The 20,844-nt window shown below is 70.0% G+C and carries 12 protein-coding genes; 4 read left to right on the top strand and 8 right to left on the bottom strand.

Going from position 1 to position 20,844, the window contains the following annotated elements:
• Positions 1-5 precede the first annotated feature (5 nt).
• Positions 6-836, bottom strand: coding sequence for an alpha/beta fold hydrolase (locus tag ACIRB4_RS16740; protein WP_403291900.1), 831 nt, complete (start codon positions 834-836; stop codon positions 6-8).
• A 125-nt stretch (positions 837-961) separates the two neighbouring features.
• Here ACIRB4_RS16740 and ACIRB4_RS16745 point away from each other — a divergent pair, with 125 nt between their 5' ends.
• A complete protein-coding gene (locus ACIRB4_RS16745; RefSeq protein ID WP_403291902.1) occupies positions 962-1,846 on the top strand; it encodes an RNA polymerase sigma-70 factor in 885 nt (294 codons plus the stop codon).
• Positions 1,847-2,119: 273 nt separating this feature from the next.
• Positions 2,120-2,863 (top strand): GntR family transcriptional regulator, encoded by a 744-nt coding sequence (locus tag ACIRB4_RS16750; protein ID WP_403291903.1) that lies wholly within the window; start codon positions 2,120-2,122, stop codon positions 2,861-2,863.
• A gap of 37 nt (positions 2,864-2,900) precedes the next feature.
• Here the strand turns inward: ACIRB4_RS16750 and ACIRB4_RS16755 are convergent, their stop codons facing one another.
• Positions 2,901-4,058, bottom strand: a complete 1,158-nt coding sequence (locus tag ACIRB4_RS16755) for an ROK family transcriptional regulator (protein WP_403291904.1) — start codon at positions 4,056-4,058, stop codon at positions 2,901-2,903.
• A 153-nt stretch (positions 4,059-4,211) separates the two neighbouring features.
• Between ACIRB4_RS16755 and ACIRB4_RS16760 the strand changes: the two genes are divergently transcribed.
• Positions 4,212-4,580: a hypothetical protein gene (locus tag ACIRB4_RS16760; protein ID WP_403291906.1), complete on the top strand. Its 369-nt coding sequence runs from the start codon at positions 4,212-4,214 to the stop codon at positions 4,578-4,580.
• 70 nt (positions 4,581-4,650) lie between these two features.
• Here the strand turns inward: ACIRB4_RS16760 and mug are convergent, their stop codons facing one another.
• The 4 genes from mug to ACIRB4_RS16780 form a co-directional block, all read right to left on the bottom strand.
• Entirely contained in the window at positions 4,651-5,220 is a 570-nt protein-coding gene (gene mug / locus ACIRB4_RS16765) for a G/U mismatch-specific DNA glycosylase (RefSeq protein WP_403292395.1), read from the bottom strand.
• Positions 5,217-6,659 carry an adenylosuccinate lyase gene (purB, locus tag ACIRB4_RS16770; RefSeq protein ID WP_403291908.1) on the bottom strand — a complete coding sequence of 481 codons (1,443 nt, stop codon included), beginning with the start codon at positions 6,657-6,659 and terminating at the stop codon, positions 5,217-5,219. Before purB ends, mug begins: the two co-directional genes overlap by 4 nt.
• A gap of 245 nt (positions 6,660-6,904) precedes the next feature.
• Positions 6,905-7,333 carry a hypothetical protein gene (locus ACIRB4_RS16775; RefSeq protein ID WP_403291910.1) on the bottom strand — a complete coding sequence of 143 codons (429 nt, stop codon included), beginning with the start codon at positions 7,331-7,333 and terminating at the stop codon, positions 6,905-6,907.
• Complete coding sequence (locus ACIRB4_RS16780) at positions 7,330-15,123, bottom strand: ricin-type beta-trefoil lectin domain protein (protein WP_403292396.1); 7,794 nt, start codon at positions 15,121-15,123, stop codon at positions 7,330-7,332. Before ACIRB4_RS16780 ends, ACIRB4_RS16775 begins: the two co-directional genes overlap by 4 nt.
• Before the next feature lie 646 nt (positions 15,124-15,769).
• On the opposite strand from ACIRB4_RS16780, the gene ACIRB4_RS16785 reads away from it, so the two are divergent.
• Positions 15,770-18,904: a hypothetical protein gene (locus ACIRB4_RS16785; RefSeq protein ID WP_403291911.1), complete on the top strand. Its 3,135-nt coding sequence runs from the start codon at positions 15,770-15,772 to the stop codon at positions 18,902-18,904.
• An 85-nt stretch (positions 18,905-18,989) separates the two neighbouring features.
• Here the strand turns inward: ACIRB4_RS16785 and ACIRB4_RS16790 are convergent, their stop codons facing one another.
• The gene (locus tag ACIRB4_RS16790; RefSeq protein ID WP_403291913.1) at positions 18,990-19,793 is read right to left on the bottom strand and encodes an endonuclease I family protein; all 804 of its coding nucleotides are present in this window, start codon (positions 19,791-19,793) and stop codon (positions 18,990-18,992) included.
• Between the two features lie 194 nt (positions 19,794-19,987).
• The gene (locus ACIRB4_RS16795) at positions 19,988-20,776 is read right to left on the bottom strand and encodes an SGNH/GDSL hydrolase family protein (protein ID WP_403291915.1); all 789 of its coding nucleotides are present in this window, start codon (positions 20,774-20,776) and stop codon (positions 19,988-19,990) included.
• Positions 20,777-20,844 lie beyond the last annotated feature (68 nt).

Here is a 20,844-nt window from a genome sequence, read left to right on the forward strand (position 1 = left end):
GGCGGTCAGCGGCTGCCGTCCAGGATCACCCGCGCGACAAGAGCCGGGTCGTCGTTCATGGGCACATGACCGCAGCCGGGAAGCCGGACGAGCCGTGCGCCGGGCACGGTCTGCTTGGCCCGGACGCCTTGCCGGCGCAGCAGCAGCCGGTCCCGGGTGCCCCACGCGATGGTGACGGGCACGGCGGGCACGTCGTGGCCGAACACCACGGTCCGGCCGGCCTCCAGCGTGTGGCGGAAACCGGTGGCCTCGCGCAGGGCGAGCGTCTCGGCGACCACCGCCTCCGGTGAACGGCGCCCGGGCCGTGCGTAGATGGTGCTGGTGAGGGCGGTCCGCCCGGCCGCGGTGCGGGAGAGGCGCTCGATCACCGGCACCGGCATCGCCAGCGCGGCCACCCGCATCGCGCGCAGCGTCCCGAACGCGTACAGCCGCTCGCGCTCCGACCAGAAACCGGCCGGGGAGAGCGCGGTCACCGAACGCACCAGCTTCTCCCGGCCGAGCTGCAGCGACAGGAGCCCGCCCAGCGAGTTCCCCGCGACATGCGGCCGCTCGATGCCGAGGGCCTCGCAGAACGCGCCGAGCACCGGCACGACGGTCGACAGGTCGTACGCGCATCCCTCCGGCAGCGCCGGGGAGGCGCCGAAACCCGGCAGGTCGACGGCGACGACATCGCGCTCGGCCGCGAGGACGTCGAGGACCGGCTCCCACGCCTGCCAGTGGTGACCGATGCCGTGCAGCAGCAGCAACGGCTCGCCCGCACCCCTGCGTTCGTACGTCAGGGAGGCCCTGCGGGGACCCCCGGGAGACGGAATCGTGAACGAGATCTGTGCGGACATGCGTCTGCTCCCTGTCATCGGCACCTTTTAGACGCCCTGTCAGCAAGAATTACCGTCGGGTAGCCGGGAGTTCAAGGGCCCGGGCGGAACTGGACAGGACCGGCCCGTTCGGCTGGGATGGGGGAGTGGCGACCGAGACGACGACCGACGTATTCCAAGAGCACCGGCCGATGCTCACCGGCGTGGCCTACCGCATGCTCGGCCGCGTCGCCGACGCCGAGGACGTGGTCCAGGAGGCGTGGCTGCGCTGGTCGGCCGCGGACCGCTCGGACGTCCGCGAACCGCGCGCCTATCTCGTACGCGTCACCACCCGGCTCGCCCTCGACCGGCTCCGCCAGGTGCGGGCGCGCCGCGAGTCGTACGTAGGGCCCTGGCTGCCCGAACCCGTGGTCACCGACTTCGGCCCGGCCGTCCCCGACACCGCCGAGCGCGCCATGCTCGCCGACTCCGTCTCCCTCGCCGTGCTCGTCGTCCTCGAATCCCTCTCGCCCCTGGAGCGCGCGGTCTTCGTGCTGCGCGAGGCCTTCGGTTTCCCCTTCGCGGAGATCGCGACCGCGCTCGACCGCTCCGAGGCCGCCGTCCGGCAGCTCGCGGCACGGGCCCGCCGCCATGTCGACGAGCGCAGGCCGCGGTACGACGTCGATCCGGCCGAGCGGCGCGACCTCACCGAACGCTTCCTCGCGGCGGCGGCCGGCGGCGACCTCGAACAGCTCCTCGCGCTCCTCGCCCCGGACGTACGCCTGGTCGGCGACAGCGGCGGCAAGTCCAAGGCGCCGCTGCGGATCATCGAGAGCGCCGACAAGGTCGGCCGCTTCCTCTCCGCCGTGGCGCAGGGCGCCGAGCAGCTCTACGAGTTCCGCTTCGTGGAGGTCAACGGAGCGCCCGCCCTGCTCAGCCTGGCCGACGGCACGCCCGACGCCCTCTTCCAGATCGAGGTACGCGACGGACGCGTCCAGTGCGTCTACATCGTCCGCAACCCCGACAAGCTGCGCGCGCTGACCGTCGACTGACCGGCTGCCGACGTCCATGTGCCCCGCCCGGGCCGCCCGAGGCGGGGCACGGTGCTGTGCGGGGGCGCAGCAGGGGTGAGGCGACGGCTCACACGGGCGCGAACGCCGCGTGAACGATCCCTGCCGGAGGCGCCGATTCCCGCACGCCCGACGCAGGATTGGTCTTGACCAAGGGGGTGTGCCGCTTTATGGTCGCAGAGATAGTGCAGGAACCTTTAATAAACAAGGGCGCGGAAAACCGTCGCGGGACACGGCGAATTGCGGAGGATCAGGGTGGGGACCACGCAGCTGGAATCGGTGCCGGAGCCTAAGTACTGGCACCTCAAGACCGTGATCAGCGAAGCGCTCGACTCCGACTTCGCGGTCGGGGAGATCCTGCCCAACGAGCGGGATCTGGCCGCGCGCTTCGGCGTCGCCCGGGCCACGCTCCGGCAGGCCCTGGAGCAGCTGGAGCTGGAGGGACGCCTGCAGCGCCGCCGCGGCGTCGGCACCACCGTCGCCCCGCCCCGCGTGGGCGTGGACGTCTCCACCACCCAGCACACCTGGCCCGGCGTCACCGAGGAGACCTGGCAGTCGGTCGACTGCGCCGTCGCCGTGGCGCCCCCCGCCGTGGCACGGCTCCTGGACATCGAGCCCGACGAGCAGGTGCACATCGTGCGCCGGCTGCGCGCCACCCACGGGCAGCCCGTCGCGGCCGAGCTGCTGTACGTGCCGTCCGGCTCGGTCCCCGAACTCGGCGCGTCCGGCGCCGCCGCGACCGGTCCCGCCCGCGCCCGCGGTGTGCTGTGCGAACTCCAGCGCCTCGCCCTGGACGGCCAGGACCGCGCGGTGGAACTGGGTTCCGCCCGCGCCGACGACGCCAAGGAACTGGACCGCCTGCCCGGCGCTCCCGTCCTCGTCGTGACGACCCGCTACCTCTCCGAGGGCCGCACCGCCGCGGTCTCCGTCGCCACCTACCGCGCCGACACCTGCCGGCTCACCTTCGGCGACTCGGGTGACCTGGTGATGGCCTCCTGAGGGGCCCCGCCCTTCCGACGACTTGAACGCCCGCCGCTCAGCGGCGGGCCGTCACCGTCCGCTCCACCGCGAACAGCTGCTCCTCCACATGGTCGAGGGCCAGCCGCAGCGCCCCGGTGCCGACCGCCGAGTCACCCAGCATGGACAGGACCACCCGTGGCGGCCGCAGGCAGAAACGCGCCAGTTCGTCCCGCAGCGGCTGCAGGACACCGTCAAGCCCCGCCGCCCAGCCGCCGATCACCACCAGCTCCGGATCGAGGGCCAGGACCAGCGCCGCCACGTCGTGGACCAGGCGCTGTGTGAAGCGTTCCACCGCGGCCCGGGCCCGGGCGTCGCCGCCGCGAGCGAGCGTGAAGACCTCGGCGACCGCCTGCTCGTCCAGCGGATGCAGCGGCTCGTCCGTGGTCGAGAGCAGATGCTCGGGCGTGACCCCCCGGCCCAGCAGATGCAGCGCCCCGATCTCCCCGGCCGCCCCACCGAACCCACGGTGCAGCCGCCCGCCGATCAGCGAACCCGCCCCCGGGCTCAACCCCGCAAGGACGAAGACGATGTCGTCGGAGTCGGTCGCTGCGCCCTTCCAGTGCTCCGCCACCGCGGCCGCGTTCGCGTCGTTCTCCACCAGCACCGGGCAGCGGAACGAGCGCCGCAGCCGCTCGCCGAGCGCGAGACCGGTCCAGCCCGGCAGCGCGGTGCCGAGCCGTACCGTGCCGTCCGCCTCCACGATCCCGGGCGTTCCCACACCGACCGCCCGCAGGCTGGACCGGGGGACCCCGGCCCTGCGCAGGACGTCGGCGACGACCGTACGGACCCGCTCCAGGCGCTCGTCCTCGGGAGCCGCCTCCGAGACCTCCCGGGCCCCGGCGCCGATGATCCGGCCGTCCAGGCCGGAGAGGAGCGCGGCCACCCGGTGCGGGCCGATCTCGACGCCGAGCAGATGCCCGGCCTCCGCGCGGAAACGGAACCTCCGGGCCGGGCGCCCCTGCCGCCGGGCCTCACCCTCCTCGGGCGCCACCTCGACGACGAGCCCGCCCACGATGAGCCCTTCGACCACGCCCTCGACCGTCGGCCGCGACAGGCCCGTGACCCGCGTCAGATCGGTCAGCGTGAGCGCGTCGGCGCCCCGCAGAGCATGGAGTACCACCGCGGAGTTGATCCGCCGCAGCAGCGACGGATCCCCGCCGGTCAGCCGCCCCACCGTGTGTCCTTCCAGCTCGTGCGCATGTCTGCCGGATGTTACTCAATGGACAGGAGCGCGGCGAGGGCCGCCCGCGCCCGCCCGTGCCCGCCCTCACCCTCACGGGAGCCTGACGGAGTACCAGCTGTCCGACCCGGGCGCTTTACTGGAGCGATGACGCTCGCACAGCACCTCGCCGCCCTCGACCTGCTGCGCGCCCGCGCGTTCCCCGAGGAGGGGTACCACCTCGCGGAGTTAGCCGTCGGCGCCCCGTCCGAGGAGCAGGCGGAGGCCGAACGGGAGGCGCTCGCCCTCGTCCTCGCCGGCCGCTGGGGCCCGCCGGCGCTCGTCGGCCTCTCCTCGATGCTCGCCCGGCACGGCGAGGGAGAGGCGATACCCCGCCCCTGGGACCTGCTCTGCACCTCCGTGCCCGACATCCAGCTCTGGCGGGTGGGGGACCGATGGGTCGCGCTGGGACTCGCGCGGTGGGACGAGGCCGGGCTCCGCATCGTCGCCTGTCACACCGAGGTGGACCCGCCCTGACCCGGCTCACCGACCGGGCACGGCCCCTACGCGTCCTGCGTACGCGGGTCGCACCCTCCGCGGCCAACGGTCATGCGTCCTCCGTACGCCGGTCGGGCACCCCCGCCGCCACCCGCAGCCTCGCGAACTCCTCCGCCATCGACTCCGCCGTCCAATGGGCGTTGAGCCCGCTCGGATTGGGCAGGGCCCAGATCCGGGTGTCGCCGATCATCCGCTCCTGCGGTCCGATGAGCGCCTTGCGCTCCCCGAAAGCCGTCCGGTAGGCGGTGATGCCGACGACCGCCAGCCAGCGCGGACGCAGCCGCTCCACCCGCTCGGTCAGCAGTCGGCCGCCCTCCCGGAACTCCTCCTCGCTCAGCTCGTCGGCCCGCGCGCTCGCCCGCGCCACCACGTTCGTGATCCCGAGGCCGTACGAGAGCAGTTCCTCCTGCTCCGACGGCTTCAGCTGGCGCGGGGTGAAGCCCGACCGATGGAGCACCGGCCAGAACCGGTTGCCAGGGCGCGCGAAATGGTGGCCGGTCGCCGCGGACATCAGACCCGGGTTGATCCCGCAGAAGAGTACGGAAAGGCCGCTCGCGGCCACGTCGGGGACGACGCGGTCGCGAGCGGCCCGGAGCTCCCGCGGGGTGAACCCGGTCAGAGGATCGACCCGGGGGTGTAGCCGGCGGCCTCCGGGTGCTGCTTGACGATCTCCTCGATACGGGAGATCACCGCGCCCACCTGGTCGGCGGCGGCACCGGTGAAGGACAGCTTGTCGGCCATCAGCGCGTCGAGCTGCGCCCGGTCGAGCGGGATCCGCTCGTCGGCGGCCAGCTTGTCCAGGAGCTCGTTGCGCTCGGCGCCCTGCTCACGCATGGCCAGCGCGGAGGCGACGGCGTTCTCCTTGATGGCCTCGTGGGCGACCTCGCGGCCCACCCCGGCGCGCACGGCGCCCATGAGCACCTTGGTCGTGGCCAGGAAGGGGAGGTAGCGGTCCAGCTCGCGGGCGACGACGGCCGGGAAGGCGCCGAACTCGTCGAGCACGGTCAGGAAGGTCTCAAGGAGGCCGTCGAAGGCGAAGAACGCGTCCGGCAGCGCCACCCGGCGGACCACCGAGCAGGAGACGTCGCCCTCGTTCCACTGGTCGCCCGCCAGCTCGCCGGTCATCGAGGCGTAGCCGCGCAGGATGACCATCAGTCCGTTCACGCGCTCGCAGGAGCGGGTGTTCATCTTGTGCGGCATCGCGGAGGAGCCGACCTGGCCGGGCTTGAAGCCCTCGGTGACCAGCTCGTGGCCCGCCATCAGGCGGATCGTCTTGGCGACCGACGACGGCGCGGCGGCCAGCTGCACGAGCGCGGTGACCACGTCGTAGTCGAGCGAGCGCGGGTAGACCTGGCCGACCGAGGTGAAGGCGTGCGCGAAGCCGAGGTGACCGGCGATGCGCTGCTCAAGCTCCGCCAGCTTGGCCGCGTCGCCGCCGAGCAGGTCGAGCATGTCCTGGGCGGTGCCGACCGGGCCCTTGATACCGCGGAGCGGGTAGCGGCCGAGGAGGTCCTCGAGACGGCCGTAGGCGACGAGCAGCTCGTCGGCGGCGGTCGCGAAACGCTTGCCGAGGGTGGTGGCCTGGGCGGCCACGTTGTGGGAGCGGCCGGCCATGACCAGCTCGGCGTACTCGCCGGAGAGCTTGCCGAGGCGCGCCAGGACGGCGACGGTGCGGTCACGCATCAGCTCGAGCGAGAGCCGGATCTGCAGCTGCTCGACGTTCTCGGTGAGGTCACGCGAGGTCATGCCCTTGTGGACGTGCTCATGGCCGGCGAGGGCGTTGAACTCCTCGATCCGGGCCTTCACGTCGTGCCGGGTGACCTTCTCGCGCTCGGCGATGGAGGCGAGGTCGACCTGGTCGAGCACGCGCTCGTAGTCGGCGAGGGCCGCGTCCGGAACCTCGATCCCGAGGTCCTTCTGGGCACGCAGCACGGCGAGCCACAGCTGACGCTCCAGCTTCACCTTCTGCTCGGGGGACCAGAGGACGGCGAGCTCCGCGGAGGCGTAGCGGCCGGCCAGGACATTGGGGATACGGGGCTTCGCAGTCGCAGCAGTCACGTGACCAGATTCTACTGGCGGTTTCTGCAGGCCAGCGCCATGGTCCGGGCTGTGCGTTGCTACGAACGCGCCAGGGGCGCGATCGGCGGTGCCGCCTGCGCCGGGCCGCATCGGACTGAAGGGCCGCCGCCGGGGTGTGGTTCTCCCAGGTCGAGGCGGCGAGAAGCCCCGCCAGGCCGTGCCTGGCGGGGCTTCTCGCCGTTCGAACGCCACGAGCTCGCCTCGCGGGGATCAGCGCACCGGGGCTACACCCGGAAGACCCTGTTCTCCACGATGGACCCGGGCTGCGGAGACTCCTCGAGCAGGGGGCTCCGCTCCCCGGGGAAGACGTTCACCTCGGCCCAGAACAGATACCCCGCGACCACGTAGTCGCACGGATTGCCCTCGGAGAGGAGGAAGAGACGGGAACCGCGCCAGCTGCCTCCCACTCTCCGCTCCTCGGCCCGCATCGTCTCCGGGTCGGCGGTACGGACACCGAGGTCCGTGTACCGATCCGACAGCGAGATCCGTGACACGTCCTGGAAGAGGACGTCGAACATCCTCGGACGCCCACCGTCCTCGCCCCCCAGGAGTCCACGGAGCAGGACCTTGCTGTGGCCCACCTCGATGGCCCACGGCTTGAAGGTCCCCGGCAGCCTCAGGGGAAGGTCTCCACCGACCAGCTCGTACGTCATTTCTTCAGTTTCACCTTCGTCCAGTCCTCCTGGCGTCGATTCCAGCGATAGAAGTCGACGGAGTCCATGAGACCGGCTTGGTGGACCTGCAGCAGCTCCCACTGAGTCCACATGAGCAGCTTGGGATCCGTCTCCTGGGCGATCTTCAGCGCCCTGGCCGGCCCCTGGCTGGCGCCGGGGAGTCCGTCCAGCAGGAACGAGATCTTCGCCTCGCCCTGCGCGGCTCGCTGGATCGCCCCCAGGACATCGTCCTTCCAGGTGGCGTCCGGCGACCCGAGGAAGTGCTCGGCGCCGATCTTCTCGGCGAAGCCCTTCAGGTCGCTCTCACGCCTGCCGAGCGCGTAGTGGTCGCAGTTGTGGACGAGGAGCGGGGTGGCCTCCGCCAGCACGTAGTACGTGTGGAAGTCGGAGACCGTGAGGTTGTGGACCTCGGCCCGCGAGGCGGTCCACCGCTGGATCGCGGCGATCTGGACGTGCGTGCCGGCGCTGGTCCTCAGCCACTGGCCCGACCGCAGGTCGGTCGCCCTGACCCAGTCGCCGAGCTCCGGAACCCAGATGGGGTGGCCGTCGGTCGCGGTGACCTGAGCCGTCTCGGAGCCGGCCGCGCCATCGGTGTCGACGGTGATCTTGACCAGGTTCTTGAGGCCCTGGCCCTTGATCTCGGACGTGACCGCCTGGACCCGGGTCGCCCCGGTCCTCGGGTCGGTCGCGACGACCTGGTCGCCGGCCTTGACCTTCTCGATCGGCTTGGTCGACCCGTCGGCCATCAGCACCTTCGTGCCGGGCACGAAGCTGTTGCAGGTGCCGCCCTCCTCGACCTTGCCGGAGCCGCCGCTTCCGCTGGATCCGCCCTTACTGCGGGCGGAGCCGCCGGATTTGCCGCCGGGCTTGCCCGAGTCGGACTTCCCCCCGGCGGAACTCTTGCCGCCCCCTGAGCTCTTGGGCTTGGGCTGCGAGGAGGCCTTCGGAGCGGCCTTGGCCTGCGCCTTCTTCTGGGCCCGGTTACCGGTCTTCCTGGCCTCGGCGGCCGCCTTGTCGGCTGCTCGCTTCGCTTGCTCGGCGGCCTTCTTCTTGGCTCTCTGCGCGGCCTCCTTCTTGGCCTTCTCGATGGCGGCCTTCTTGGCCTTCAACGCTGCCGCCTCGGCGGCCTTGGCTGCCTTGAGGACGGCCTCGGCGGCCTTCTTGGCGGCCTTGAACGCCTGGATGGCGTCGATGGTGCGGTTGACGGCCTTGATGACCGACGGGATCTTGCCGAGCTTGGTCCACGGGATCGCGTCGATGATCAGACCCGCGCACGACCACATGTCACCGCCGAAGCAGGCCATGGCGTCGTTGATGCCGATGAAGTCCTTCAGCGTCTCCCACGCGATCGAGAGGATCACGGAGGTGAGGGACTTGCCCATGGTGGCCTGGGCCTGGGCGACCTGCGCCGAGGACAGACCCGCACCGCGGAGGGCGGCCTCCTTCTCGGAGGCGGTCAGGGTGATCGCCAGACCCGTCGGGTCGGAGTACGTCACCGGGTTGTTGTGCGCGTACGCGTACGCGTTCGACTGCAGCGGTTCGGCCAGGTCGAGCACCGGGTCGGCCGACAGGAAGCGTCCGACCACCGGGTCGTAGAGACGGGCGCCCAGCGGCTGGAAGCCGGAGGCGTCGTCCCGGGTGGCGCCCAGGAAGCCCTTGTGGGTCTGGAGGTTCTGACCCGCCGTGCCGGCGGCACGCTGGTTGCCGAACGGGTCCTGCTTGCGCACCCGGACCGGCTGGCCGGTGTAGAGGCCGACCTCCGTGTAGATGCTGCCCTGATGGTCCGAGGCGAGGGCGACGAGCGCCTCGCCGCCGGTGCCGTTGGCGTAGCGCAGGACCGCGCCGCCGGCTGCGGCGTACGTACGCTCGGAGCGGACCAGTACCCCGCCCTGCTGGACGGTGACCTGGGCCTCGCCCAGATCCAGCGTGGCCTGCTTGCCCTGGATGGTCAGCAGGCGCTCACCGGTGGGACCGTAGATGTGACGGGTGTCGTTCTGCGCCAGCCACTGCTGAGCCGTGGAAGCGGCATCACAGGTGGCGAGCACGATCGGCGTCGCGTTCACGTTCGCCGCGCCCTGCACCGCCAGGCACAGGCCGGAGGCGACGTGGGTCAGCTGACCGGCCGCGTTCCGCTTGAGCTGCTGCGCGGTGGTTCCGTCGCACTTCTGCAGCTGGATCGCGGAGCCCGCGGTGTTCGCCGCCGGCTGCACACACCAGGTGTCGTAGACCTCGAGGGTGCCGACGTTGGCGTCGGTCTGGCCCGGAACCGGGTCGAAGTGCCACGACTGGGCGACCGTGCTGTTGCACTGGTACAGCTGGATCGCGTTGCCGGCGGACGCGAGACCCGACTTGAGGTCGATGCACTTCTGGCCCAGACCCACGTACGCGGTCTTGCCGTTGGCGCCCTGGCCGGTGATCCGGTCGACCTTGCCGTCGTAGGTCCAGGTCAGCTCCTGCTTGTCGCCGTTCTCGACCGAGGTGATCGACTTGGTCTCACCCGTCAGCTCGTAGAGCCGCTCGGCCTCCGCGGTGACCTGCGCACCCGCCGGGGTGGTGTACTTCTTCGTCACCTTGGTGAGAGTGCGCGGCTGGGCCTTGTCGGTGCCCTTGCCGTACGCGTAGGTGCTGACCGCGTCCTTGGCGGTGTCCCCGGTGAGGTCCTTCTCGGTCAGCTTGGTGCGGTTGCCGAGGAGGTCGTACTCGTACTCCTGCCAGTAGCCGGAGTTGTCCTTGCCGGCGGCGACGTTCAGGGTGCCGTCGGTGTTCTTCGGAGCGGTGCAGTTCGCCTGGTCCTTGGAGGTCCAGGCCGACTTCAGCTGACCCAGCGGGTCGTAGACGAAGCACTGGCGCTCCTCGATCCCGACCGACTTCTCCTGGATCGAGGTGACGTTGCCCGCCGGGTCGTAGCCGTACGCCCGGTTCGAGACCAGGTTGCCACCCACCAGGCCGGCGGTGTTCTGCTCCCGGAAGACCGACTGCTCCTTGAGCTCACCGCTGCCCTCGTCGAACGAGTTCTGCGTCCACACACGGTACGGCTGCGCACCGAGGGTGGAGCGCACGACCTGGCCGTACGCGTCGTAGGTCGTCTCGGAGCCGTACCAGTCCTTGCCGGAGACGGAGAGCGGATTGCCGTCCTTGTTGTAGCGGACGACCATCTTCTCGGCGGCCAGCTTGCCGGCGGCCGGAAGCTGTGCCTCCTCCAGCGCCCCGGTGTCGGTGTAGTTGTAGCCGTAGGTGTAGTCCTTGGCGAAGCCCCACGTGTCGACGATCGACTGCGGAAGCGACAGCGTGGTCGAGGTCGGCTGGTAGTCCTTGGTGTAGCCGTTGACCTTCTGTGTGTACGCCAGACCGTCCGTGTACCGCGTGGCGGTGGCGGGCATGCCCTTGCCGCCCGGAGCGGTGTCGTACGTGTACTCGGACAGCAGCGTTCCCGTGGCGCCGTTCAGACGCTGCTGCTTCGGCCGCGACAGCTCGTCGTAGCCGTTCCACACCGTGCCCCGGGCCGTGGTCGTGGTCAGGACACGGTCACGGTGGTCGTACGTGGTGCGTGACGTCCCGGAGTCCGGATCGGTCGCGGTCTCCATCCGACCGCGGTGGTCGAAGGTCCACGTCCACGGGTGCGTCGGATCCGCCGAGCTGGTGGCCTTCACCAGTCGGCCGAGCGCGTCGTACGTGTACCTCGTCGACGTGAAGCCGCCGGGGGCCGCCGGGTTGAAGGTGTCCGAGCGGACCGTGCGGCCCTGCGCGTCGGTGTAGACGCGGTAGGACGAGGCACCTTCGGGGTTGATGACCTTGGACCAGTCCTGGCCGTACTCGTAGCGGGTCGCCCGCTCGGGGTACGCCTTGGAGGAGGCCTCCTTGGTGACCGGGTCGACGTACTTCATGTACGGCGTCTCGGCCACGACACGGCCGAGGCCGTCGTAGGCGTAGCGGGTGATGTTGGGGATGGCGGTGTCGGCGAGCGGCGTGAACAGCTCGCCCGGCTTGGCCTCCCTGGTCAGGTAGGCGTTGTTGGTCTGCCACACCTCACCGGAGCTGTTGTACAGCGTGTCGGTGACGAGGTAGCCGGCGTTGTTGTCGGCCTCCTCCAGGGTCTGGCGCTCACGGCCGAGGCCGTCGTAGAGCGTGACGGAGGTCTCGATCCGGTTCTCGTGGCCGCGCGCGTACGTGATGACGTACGGGGGCTTGCGGATCTCCAGCTTCGGGTCGGTCGGATCCGGCTCGGGCTTCGGGATCGTGTACTCGGCGCGGAAGTCCGGCACGGCGCCCGTGGCCGGGGTGCGACCGGGGCCCCATGCCTCGGCGAGACGGCCCAGCGGGTCGTACTTCGCCTGGCTCACCAGACCGTTGAGGTCGGTCGTCTTCACCGTGGTCGCGCGCCCCGGCTCCAGCTCCTGCACCTGCGTGTGGGAGAGGGAGTTCGTGTGCGTGATCTTGAAGACCTGACCGGTCGGCGGGTCGTAGGTGATCGTGTCCGACTTGCCGTCGGCGTCGGTCTGGCGGATGACGCGGCCGACCTCGTCGAAGGCGCTGGTGCCGTTGGTCTGGAAGTCGGTGCCGGTCCCGTTGAGCGACCAGGACTCCGTGGCCAGACCACGTGTGGTGCCGGACAGTGCGGTGCCGTAGGCCGTGCCGTCGTACGCCGTGCGGTTGGCACCGCTCAGTGTGGTGAGGTCGGCCCAGTCGGCGTTGGCACAGGTCGTCGGCGAGGCCAGCACCTGCTTGGTCAGACCGATGATGTTCTTGGTGGTCTGGTGCAGGTACTCGGACTTGGTGCAGGACTCGTCGCCGGTCTTCCCGGTGTCGCCGAGCGACTCCACCAGCGTGGGCAGACCGTGTGTCGGGTCGTACGTCGTCTTCGTCCTGACCTCGCGCAGGGTGCGCGGGTCATCGGTGTTCGTGCCGGACGACTTGGTGTACGCGACCTCCTCCGGCTCCGTGACGCGCCAGGCCTTGAGGTCGCTCAGGTCGTCCCGGTCGCGCTTGGCGAGGAGCGTGGCCTCGGGGATGGTGACGCTGCGGGACAGCCAGTCGGTGTCGGCGTCCGTGGGGTTGGTGTACGTGAGCTCTTCGGCGATGCGGCCGGCGAAGGCCTCGCGGTCGTAGACCGTCGAGCCGTCCGAGGCCTTGATGATGTCGCCGTGAATGTCCTTGACCGGGACGGTGTCGCCCATGCCGCGGAAGAAGCGGTTGACGGCCTTGGACTGCTTGCTGCCGATGGCGGGGTCCTCGGCGCCGGTGAGCACCGTGGTCTGCTCGAAGCCCGCGAACTGCGAATAGGTCCGTGTGGACTTCTTGGTGAACTCGGCCTCGGCGTACTTCCAGCCCGGGTTCTTGTACTGGTAGGCCGTCCTGGTCGCGAAGGCGCCGTCGACGTTGGGGAGTTCCTCAATCGACTCCACGGTGTACTTGTGGAACCAGTCGATGTCCTCGACCTCGGGGTCCGGGTTCCAGAAGGCCGGGTAGCACAGCCGGTTGTTCGCCTTCAGCGCGGCCGTGTCCGTCTTGCCGGGCAGGGTCTGGCCGGTGGCGCAGTCGTCCGCCGTGTCGCCCCACTTGGGGATGGTGTAGTTGACGACGGTCTCGCCGCCGTACTCGTTGATGACGCGGGCGACGCGCAGCCTGGAGAACGCGGGGCGGGGGTCGATCGAGTCGCCCTTCTTGCCGGTTGCGTCGTCCGCCGTCCTCCGCTTCAGCACGCGGTTCGGCATGTCCTCGGTATTGGACTCGAACCGGATGGCGTTGAGGGCCTTCTTCTCCCCTGTGATGCCGTCGCGGCCGTAGCCGGTGCGCTGGATGGACTCCAGCCACAGGGCGGTGTTCGGGCCGGTCTTCAGCTCGGCGAAGCTCTGCTTGAGCTGGTAGTCGTCGACGGCCTGACGGGAGGCGTTGCCGGAGATGCGCTGGGTCGACGTGGTGATCTTGTCGAGGCGCTTACGGGACCAGAAGGTCGGGCCCGCGTTCCAGCACATCTTGCCCTTCTCGCAGCGAAGGTCGGCCGGAGTGTCGAACCAGGGCCGGTAGTTGCCCGGGTCCTTCGACGTGAAGTTGGCCTCGGTGCACGTGACCGTGCCGACCGTGTAGCAGCGCTCGGCGACGTCGAAGGTCACGCGGGCGGGCGCGGAGGCGGAGAAGATGCTGCCGTTGGCGTCCTTGCGCTGGCCGTAGTCGATGTGCGTCAGGTACCCGTCACGGTCGTAGACGACCGGGCCCTTGAAGTACATGTTCCGCGCGTAGTAGTTCTGGTCCTTCTTCCACCACAGCGACATGGCGTTGCCGTGGATGTCCTCGACGTAGTCGAGACCCCAGCGCCAGCCCTGCGTGCAGTAGGAGTGGGCCCAGTCGCCGGCCTTGTAGCAGTCCTCACCCGGGTGGTTGCCGTAGACCGGGACGGTCAGGACGGAGTCGGTGGTGGGGTCGTCGGCGGCGGTGCCGTGGTCGGACCAGCCCGGCAGCTTGTGCTTGCCGAAGTGGTACTTGGTGCCGTCCTTGGTGGTGACGATCCAGTACTCACCGTTGCGGGCGCCGTTGCCGGTGGCCTGGCCGGTGATCCGCTCGACCTTGGAGCCGTCGCCGTTGGCCGTGAACCACGTGCCCTTCGTCTCGTCCCAGACCAGCTCGGTGGTCATGCCGCCGAGCGAGAGGGTCGCGTTCATCGACCCCCAGCACAGGTCCGCCGTCTTGTGGGTGGCGTTGTTGGAGCCGGCCTTCTTGGAGTCCTGGCGGCAGTTGGCGTACGTGCGGGTGATGGAACCCGCGTTGTAGTCCCAGCCGTCACCGATCCAGGAGGCCTGGTTGTTCGTCGAGGACGTACGGCCGTCGACGGACTGCGAGGAGTAGGAGAGGGCGATCTTCGGCATGAGACCACCGGCGGTCTCCGGGACCTGCACCTGGTACTGGTACGTGAACGCACCCGAGGAGGACCCGGCCGACCACGAGCCGGACGACAGCAGCGGCGACGCGGTGAAGTCACCCGACACCGACGCACCGGTGTCCATCGCGCCGACGGCCTGCGAGCCGGAAGCGTCCACCGACGGGAACGCGGCCTTGCGCGCGCCCGACGGCCTCTCGCCGCCCAGGAGGTCGGCGACCGGCACGTATCCGGAGAGGATCTTTCGGGTCTTGGCGTTCTTCGCCGCCGTGGTCCTCGTGGGGGCGTCCTTCGCCGCGACCGTCTTCACGGTCGAGCGCAGACGCTCGAACTTCTCGGCCGTGTCCCCGCCGTTCTCGCCGTCCGTGCCGGACATGGTCTCCGTGCCCTCTTCGGCGACACAGTCACCGACCGGCGTGGCGGAGAGGACACAGTCCGGGAGAAGGACGAGACCGAAACGGTCGGCGGCCTGCGGCCCGTAGAGGTCTTCGAACGCGGTGTAGTCGACGGCGAGGGAGACCTGCGCGGCCGGGTCCGCCGTCGCCGGCGGAGTGACCTGCATGATCAGACCGGACACACCGGCCTCCTGGGACGCCTCCGGCGCCTTCAGGTCGATCTTCCAGTCACCGGCGACAGCGGCCGGGTCGGTACCCGCAGGCACGCCCACCGCGACCGGCAGATTGCCGGCCGGAACCATCGTCCCCGGCTCGGTCTGCGCCGTCAGCGGCGCCGTGCCGATGTCCGCCGTCCACGGCGTGACCGCCTTGGGCTCGTACGGAACCACCGGCACCTCAGGCGCCGTGGTCAGCGCCTTCTGCGCCTCGGCGTCACCGTCGAGCTCGGTGCTCCTGGGGAGGTCGGGGAGGTCGACCGAGGTGGTCGATTCCTCGCGGTTCATGCCCGGGCCGGGGATGGCCAGCGCCTGGGTGCCCAGACTCGTCAGCGTCAACAAAGAGGACAACAAAAGGACGGTCGCCGTGCGGCTTCGCCGCCGGCGCCGTCGTATCGACTCTGTCATGACGGGGCGTTCTCGCCCCAGCCATGGCAGCGGACCTGAAGCACGCATACGCGTCGACTCCCACCAGCCACGAAGTGAAGGGATTGCAAACAGAAAGGCGCAGAAACGCCAAGAGGCGCACGTCCGGAGACGTCCGCGGGGGCACTTTCCGTCATGAGAGCCGACGACAGCAAGGTCTATTACGGCTACACAAAGTAAGTCCACGTGACCTTGGTCACGGCATATTGCAGGCCACAGTGCACCTCTGATGGTGAATCAGGCAATACGGGTAATCGCCTGATGTCCCCTCAACTCTTTGCCGTAAAAGGCGTAAAGGGGGAGTGGCCCGGCATCACGGAGGTCGATCGCTCTGCTTTGGTAAACGATTTATAAAGTTCTCATCTGTGGACGCTCTGTGGCGGGTGTGTGATTGTGACGCTCCCATGCCCCGCGGCTCGCCGTAGGGGCTGGTCGTGCTGTCCACCATCCATCTGGTTACACGGGAGTAGACCTCGTGCCCGCGCCGCCTCCATATCTCAGCCCCTTCGTGCGCACGCGCACGCGGCTGTCCCTGACCATCGGCCTGGTGTTGGCCGCCCTCACCGCTGCCCTCTTGCCCTGGTGGCAGCCCGATTCCGCGCCTGTGACGACCGGTGGCAAGGCCACCGATGCCCAGCGGACCGCCACCGGCCCGAAGAACGAGGCCACCGCGCTGGCCGAGGCCGTGCGCAGCGGCAAGAAGGTCCTCGTCGACACCGCCACCACGGCCACCGCGCTGACCTGGGCGCTGCCCGACGGACAGCTGCGGTCGCAGACGCACGCTCTTCCGCAGCGGGCGAAGAACGCCGCCGGCCGGTGGGCCCCCATCGACAACAAGCTCCAGCGCTCCGACAAGGCGTCTCGGGGGCTCGGCATCTCGCCCGTGAACGCCGCGTATCCGGTGCGATTCGCCGACGGCAGCGCCCAGGCGTCCCGCGCCGACCGCTCGTACGCCCGCGCCCCGCAGCCCGGTGAATCACCGCTGGCCGAGGTCGAGTTCGGCGGTCACACCATCACCTACACCTGGCCGGGCGCCCTGCCCGAGCCCGTGCTCGACGGCCCGCGCGCCCTCTACTCCGAGGTGCTGCCGGGTGTCGACCTGCTCCTCGTGGCACGTGAGGAGGGCGGCTTCGCCCAGCTCCTCATCGTGAAGACGCCCGAGGCCGCGCGTCAGCGGGCGCTCGAATCCGTCTCGTACGGGCTGCGCTCGGCCACCGCCACCTTCCAGCACGACACGAAGGCCAACCGCGTGCTGGTGCTGGACAAGGGAGGCAAGGAGGTCGGCTCCATACCGACCCCGTTCGCCTGGGACTCCAGCGGCCGGGATCCGGAGCTGCCCGAGGGCTCCGTCGCCCGCACGTCCACCGCAACCCCCGCGGATGTGCTCAAGCTGTCCGGCCTCACCGGTATCGAGCCGGGCGCCAAGTCCGCCCAACTGCCGGTCGCCCTGGAGGGTGACAGGACCGGCACCGCCCGGATCGCGCTGCACCTCGGCGCGACCAGGCTCCTCACCGGCGACGGCGTGAAGTTCCCGCTCTTCGTCGACCCGACGATGAACTCCGGCTGGCAGGCGTGGACGACGGCGTACCGCCCGTACCCGAACTCCAGCTTCTACAACGGCACCAACTTCTCCTCCGGCACCTCCGACGCCCGCGTGGGCTACGAGTCGGAGACCGGTGGTCTGGGCCGCTCCTTCTGGCGGATGGGCTTCGACTCGAAGATGAAGGGCGCCAAGGTCACCTCTGCGGCCTTCAAGGTGCTGAACAACCACTCCTGGTCCTGCACCGACCGTGAGTTCAAGTTCTACCTCACCGGCTCGATCTCCTCCGGTACGACGTGGAACGCGCAGCCGTCCTGGTCGACGCACCTGCAGTCGAAGTCCTTCGCGCACGGCTGGTCGACCTCCTGCCCGGACGAGTACGAGATGTTCAACAACTCCGGCGTCGTCGCGGCCGCCCAGAAGGGCGCCGACAACGGCTGGTCGAACATCACCTTCGGCCTGCGTGCGACCAGCGAGAGCGACACGCAGACCTGGCGCAAGTTCCGTGCCACCTCCGCCACGCTGGAGGTCACCTACAACCGTCCGCCGGCGGAGCCCACCAACGGAACGATCGGTGGCTACGCCTGTGTCGTCGGTGCCCCGGGCCGTACCGTCGGCAAGACCAACCTGGTCCTGAAGGCCTACGCCTCCGACCCGGACGGCAACCTGAAGGGCCTGCGCTTCAAGTTCTGGAAGGCCGGCACCACCGTCCCGGCCGGCACCCTGGTCACCAGCCTGTCCAGCGGCTGGGCCTCCACCACGATCGCCTCCACCTCCCTGGAGGACAAGGCCACCTACTACTGGGCCGTGCGCGCCGAGGACGCGGCCGGTGCCGTCTCCTCCTACTTCCCGGCCAACACCGCCGACAACTGCGCCGTCACCATCGACGGCTCGGCTCCGCCGCCGCCGGTCGTCGACGAGGACACCACCCCGTTCAAGCGGGCCACCTCCGACGGCGCCACCTGGGCTTCGGTGAAGTTCGGGGGCACCGGACCGATGACGTTCACCTCCGAGGGCGCGGCGAAGTTCCGCTACGGCTGGGAAGGCGTCAGCTACACCGACGTCACCGCGGTCAACGGCTCCTACACCGTGCCCGACCTCAAGCCCCCGCACGCGGGCCCGAACTGGCTGCACATCTTCGCCCTCGACGCCCACGGCAACGTCAGCGCCCGCACCGACTACGCCACCTACGTCCCGCCGCGTGACACCGCCGACGGTCCCGGCGACGTGGGCGGTGACGGCATCCCGGACCTGATGATCATCGACGCGAACGGCAACTTCTTCTCCTACCCCGGCTCCCCGGGCGGAGAGCTGTACGCGGGCCTGACCGGCTCCTACACCATCGGCGCCGACGGCAAGCCGGTCCTGGCCCCGAAGACCCCGTGGTGGAACGGCACCAAGGCCGCGCTGATCGCCCACTACCAGGACGTCTACCCGGGCGACGGGTCCACGGACCTGTTCGCGGTCGACCCCGACGGCACGTTCTACCTCTACCCCGGCGACGGCTACGGCACCTTCAACGTCGACGACCGGCTGAAGGTCCGCCTCCCGTCGAACGCGCCGGCGCCCTCGACGTGGACGCAGATGAAGGCGGTCGGTGACATCACCGGCGACGAGCTGCCCGACCTCGCGCTGCGCGCGGGCACCGCCTTCTGGGTCCTTTCCGGCTACACCGGCGCCACCTTCCAGACCGCCACCCTCATGGAGGGCAGCGCCTGGGCCGCCCCGCGTGACATCGTCAACCTCGCCGACATGAACAAGGACGGCACCCCCGACCTGCTGTGGCGCAACACCGAGAACGGCAACATGTACGTCCGCCACGGCAAGCCGGGAACCGGCGCCGGGAGCGTGAACCTCGACTCCCTCAAGCTGGCGGCGAACTCGCTCAACGGCGACGTGTCCTTCGGCACCAACTGGACGGCGGCCAACGTGTCCACCGCGATCGGGATCCCCGACGTCAGCGGTGACGGCATCCCGGACATCTGGGCCCGCTTCGCCTCCACCGGCTACATCAGCGTCTACCACCCGTCCACCACCAACACCAACGGACCGGTCAAGACCGTCCTGTCGGCCAACTGGAACGGCATCAAGTCCTTCGGGTGACCCCCTGAGTGATCTGACCGCCTGACCAAGTGAGGGGCCGTCCCGGAGTGATCCGGGGCGGCCCCTCCTCCCATGTCGCGATCCGCTACCAGATCGCCTCGACCCACTCCGGGTGGTCGATGAACGGGTTCCGGTTGCCCTGGTAGGTGCTGTGGATGAGGTCGTTGCGGCGCTCCTCGAAGGCGCTCGGCGGGTCCTGCTCGTTCCACTGCTTCAGGATCGCGAGGCGGCCGTGGAACGGGACGCTTCCGTTGGTCGACGACTCGTTGGGCTCCAGGTCGGCCCAGGCGTCGTCGCCCTCGTACCGGACGGCCATGTAGAGGATCATGCGCGCCACGTCGCCCTTGTCCGCGTTGCGCGGTTCGAAGGAGTTGCTGTCCGTGTAGCTGCCGGTCGCGCCGCTGACCGGGCTGCCGCCGTTGTCCCAGTCCTTGTTGCCGCGGATGCTGTTGACCTGGACGTCGCACGCGCGCAGGTGGTGCAGGTCCGTGCCGGGGCCGGCCGACGTGCCGAAGCTGCCGTGGGACTGGGCCCACACGTGCTCGCGGTTCCAGTCGCCGACGTCGCCGCCGTTGAGGTTCTTGCTCCGCGAGACGCCGCTGTACAGCAGGAGCACGTTGGCGCTGTTGTTCGGGTCCTGGTCGGTGGCCTTCAGCGCGGTCCAGACGGCGTCGTACGAGATTCTGCTCTGGTTGCTGATGATCGTGTGCAGCGAGGACTTCAGGCTGGTGCCGGTCTTGCCGACCGCGTTCTTGTAGTACGTGCTGTCATAGGCGGTGGTCGTGGCGCTCGCGGGAGTCGCGGTGACCGCGGGGAGCGTGAGGCCGACGAGCGTGGCGGCTATGCCTGCCGCCAGCATCTTCCAACGGCCTGTGTGCAGAACGGACATGGGGGGCCCTTTCCCGGGGACGGCACGCGCGACGAACGACGCTCCGGGCTCAAGGGCGCGGCATTCTACGCGTGTTGAGTGTGTGTCACCGGGAGAGTGGCACGCGGAAGTATGTTGTCGTGTAACGGTCAGAGGGCTTTTCCGTGACGTTCCGGCATACGATGCGACCCCCGCCCGCCCGCCCGCCCGTTCGCTCAGGCGCCCAGGCCCGTCGGCGGCTCGTACGGCAGGAGTTCGGGCCGCTTGGCCGGGCGGCCGTCGCCCGAGGAGCGGCCGGTCAGGCGGCGGCCGACCCAGGGACCGAGGTGTTCCCTGGCGAAGCGAGCGTCCTCGACGCGCCGGGTCATCCACCTCGGGCGTACGGCCGCCGGCAGCGGTGCCCGCCAGTCGTCCTCCGGGTCCATGCCCAGGGCCTGCCACACGGCCTCGGCCACCCGCCGGTGCCCCTCGCCGGTCAGATGGAGCCGGTCCACGTCCCACAGCCGCGGGTCCCCGAGTGCGGGCGCCCCGTACAGGTCGACCACCAAGGCGCCGTGCCGGGCGGCGAGCTCGTCGACGTGCCCGAAGAGCTCCTCCATGCGGGGCCGGAACCGTTCCATGACCGGGCCCTGGCGGCCGGGGCTGCGCATCAGGACCAGCTGCCCGCAGGAGGGCGCCAGCCGCTCGACCGCCTCGGTCAGCAGCCCGCGCACCCGCCCCATGTCGCACTTCGGCCGCAGGGTGTCGTTCAGCCCGCCGACCAGGGTCACCACGTCCGCCTTCATCGCGGCGGCCAGGTCCACCTGCTCCTCGACGATCTGGCCGATGAGCTTTCCGCGTACGGCGAGATTCGCGTACCGGAAGTCGGGCGTACGCGCGGCCAGCCGGGCCGCGAGCAGGTCCGCCCAGCCCCGGTACGTGCCGTCGGGCAGCCGGTCCGACATGCCCTCGGTGAAGCTGTCGCCGACGGCGACAAGACTGGTGTAGGTGGCATTCATCTCCATGGCGGAGGAGATCATACCGTGCGGTATGGGAGCGTCCGGGGGCACCTCCCCGACGCGACGGAGCCCCG

Origin of the sequence: Streptomyces sp. NPDC093600 (genome assembly GCF_044764755.1) — a bacterium.
Taxonomy (GTDB): Bacteria; Actinomycetota; Actinomycetes; order Streptomycetales; family Streptomycetaceae; genus Streptomyces.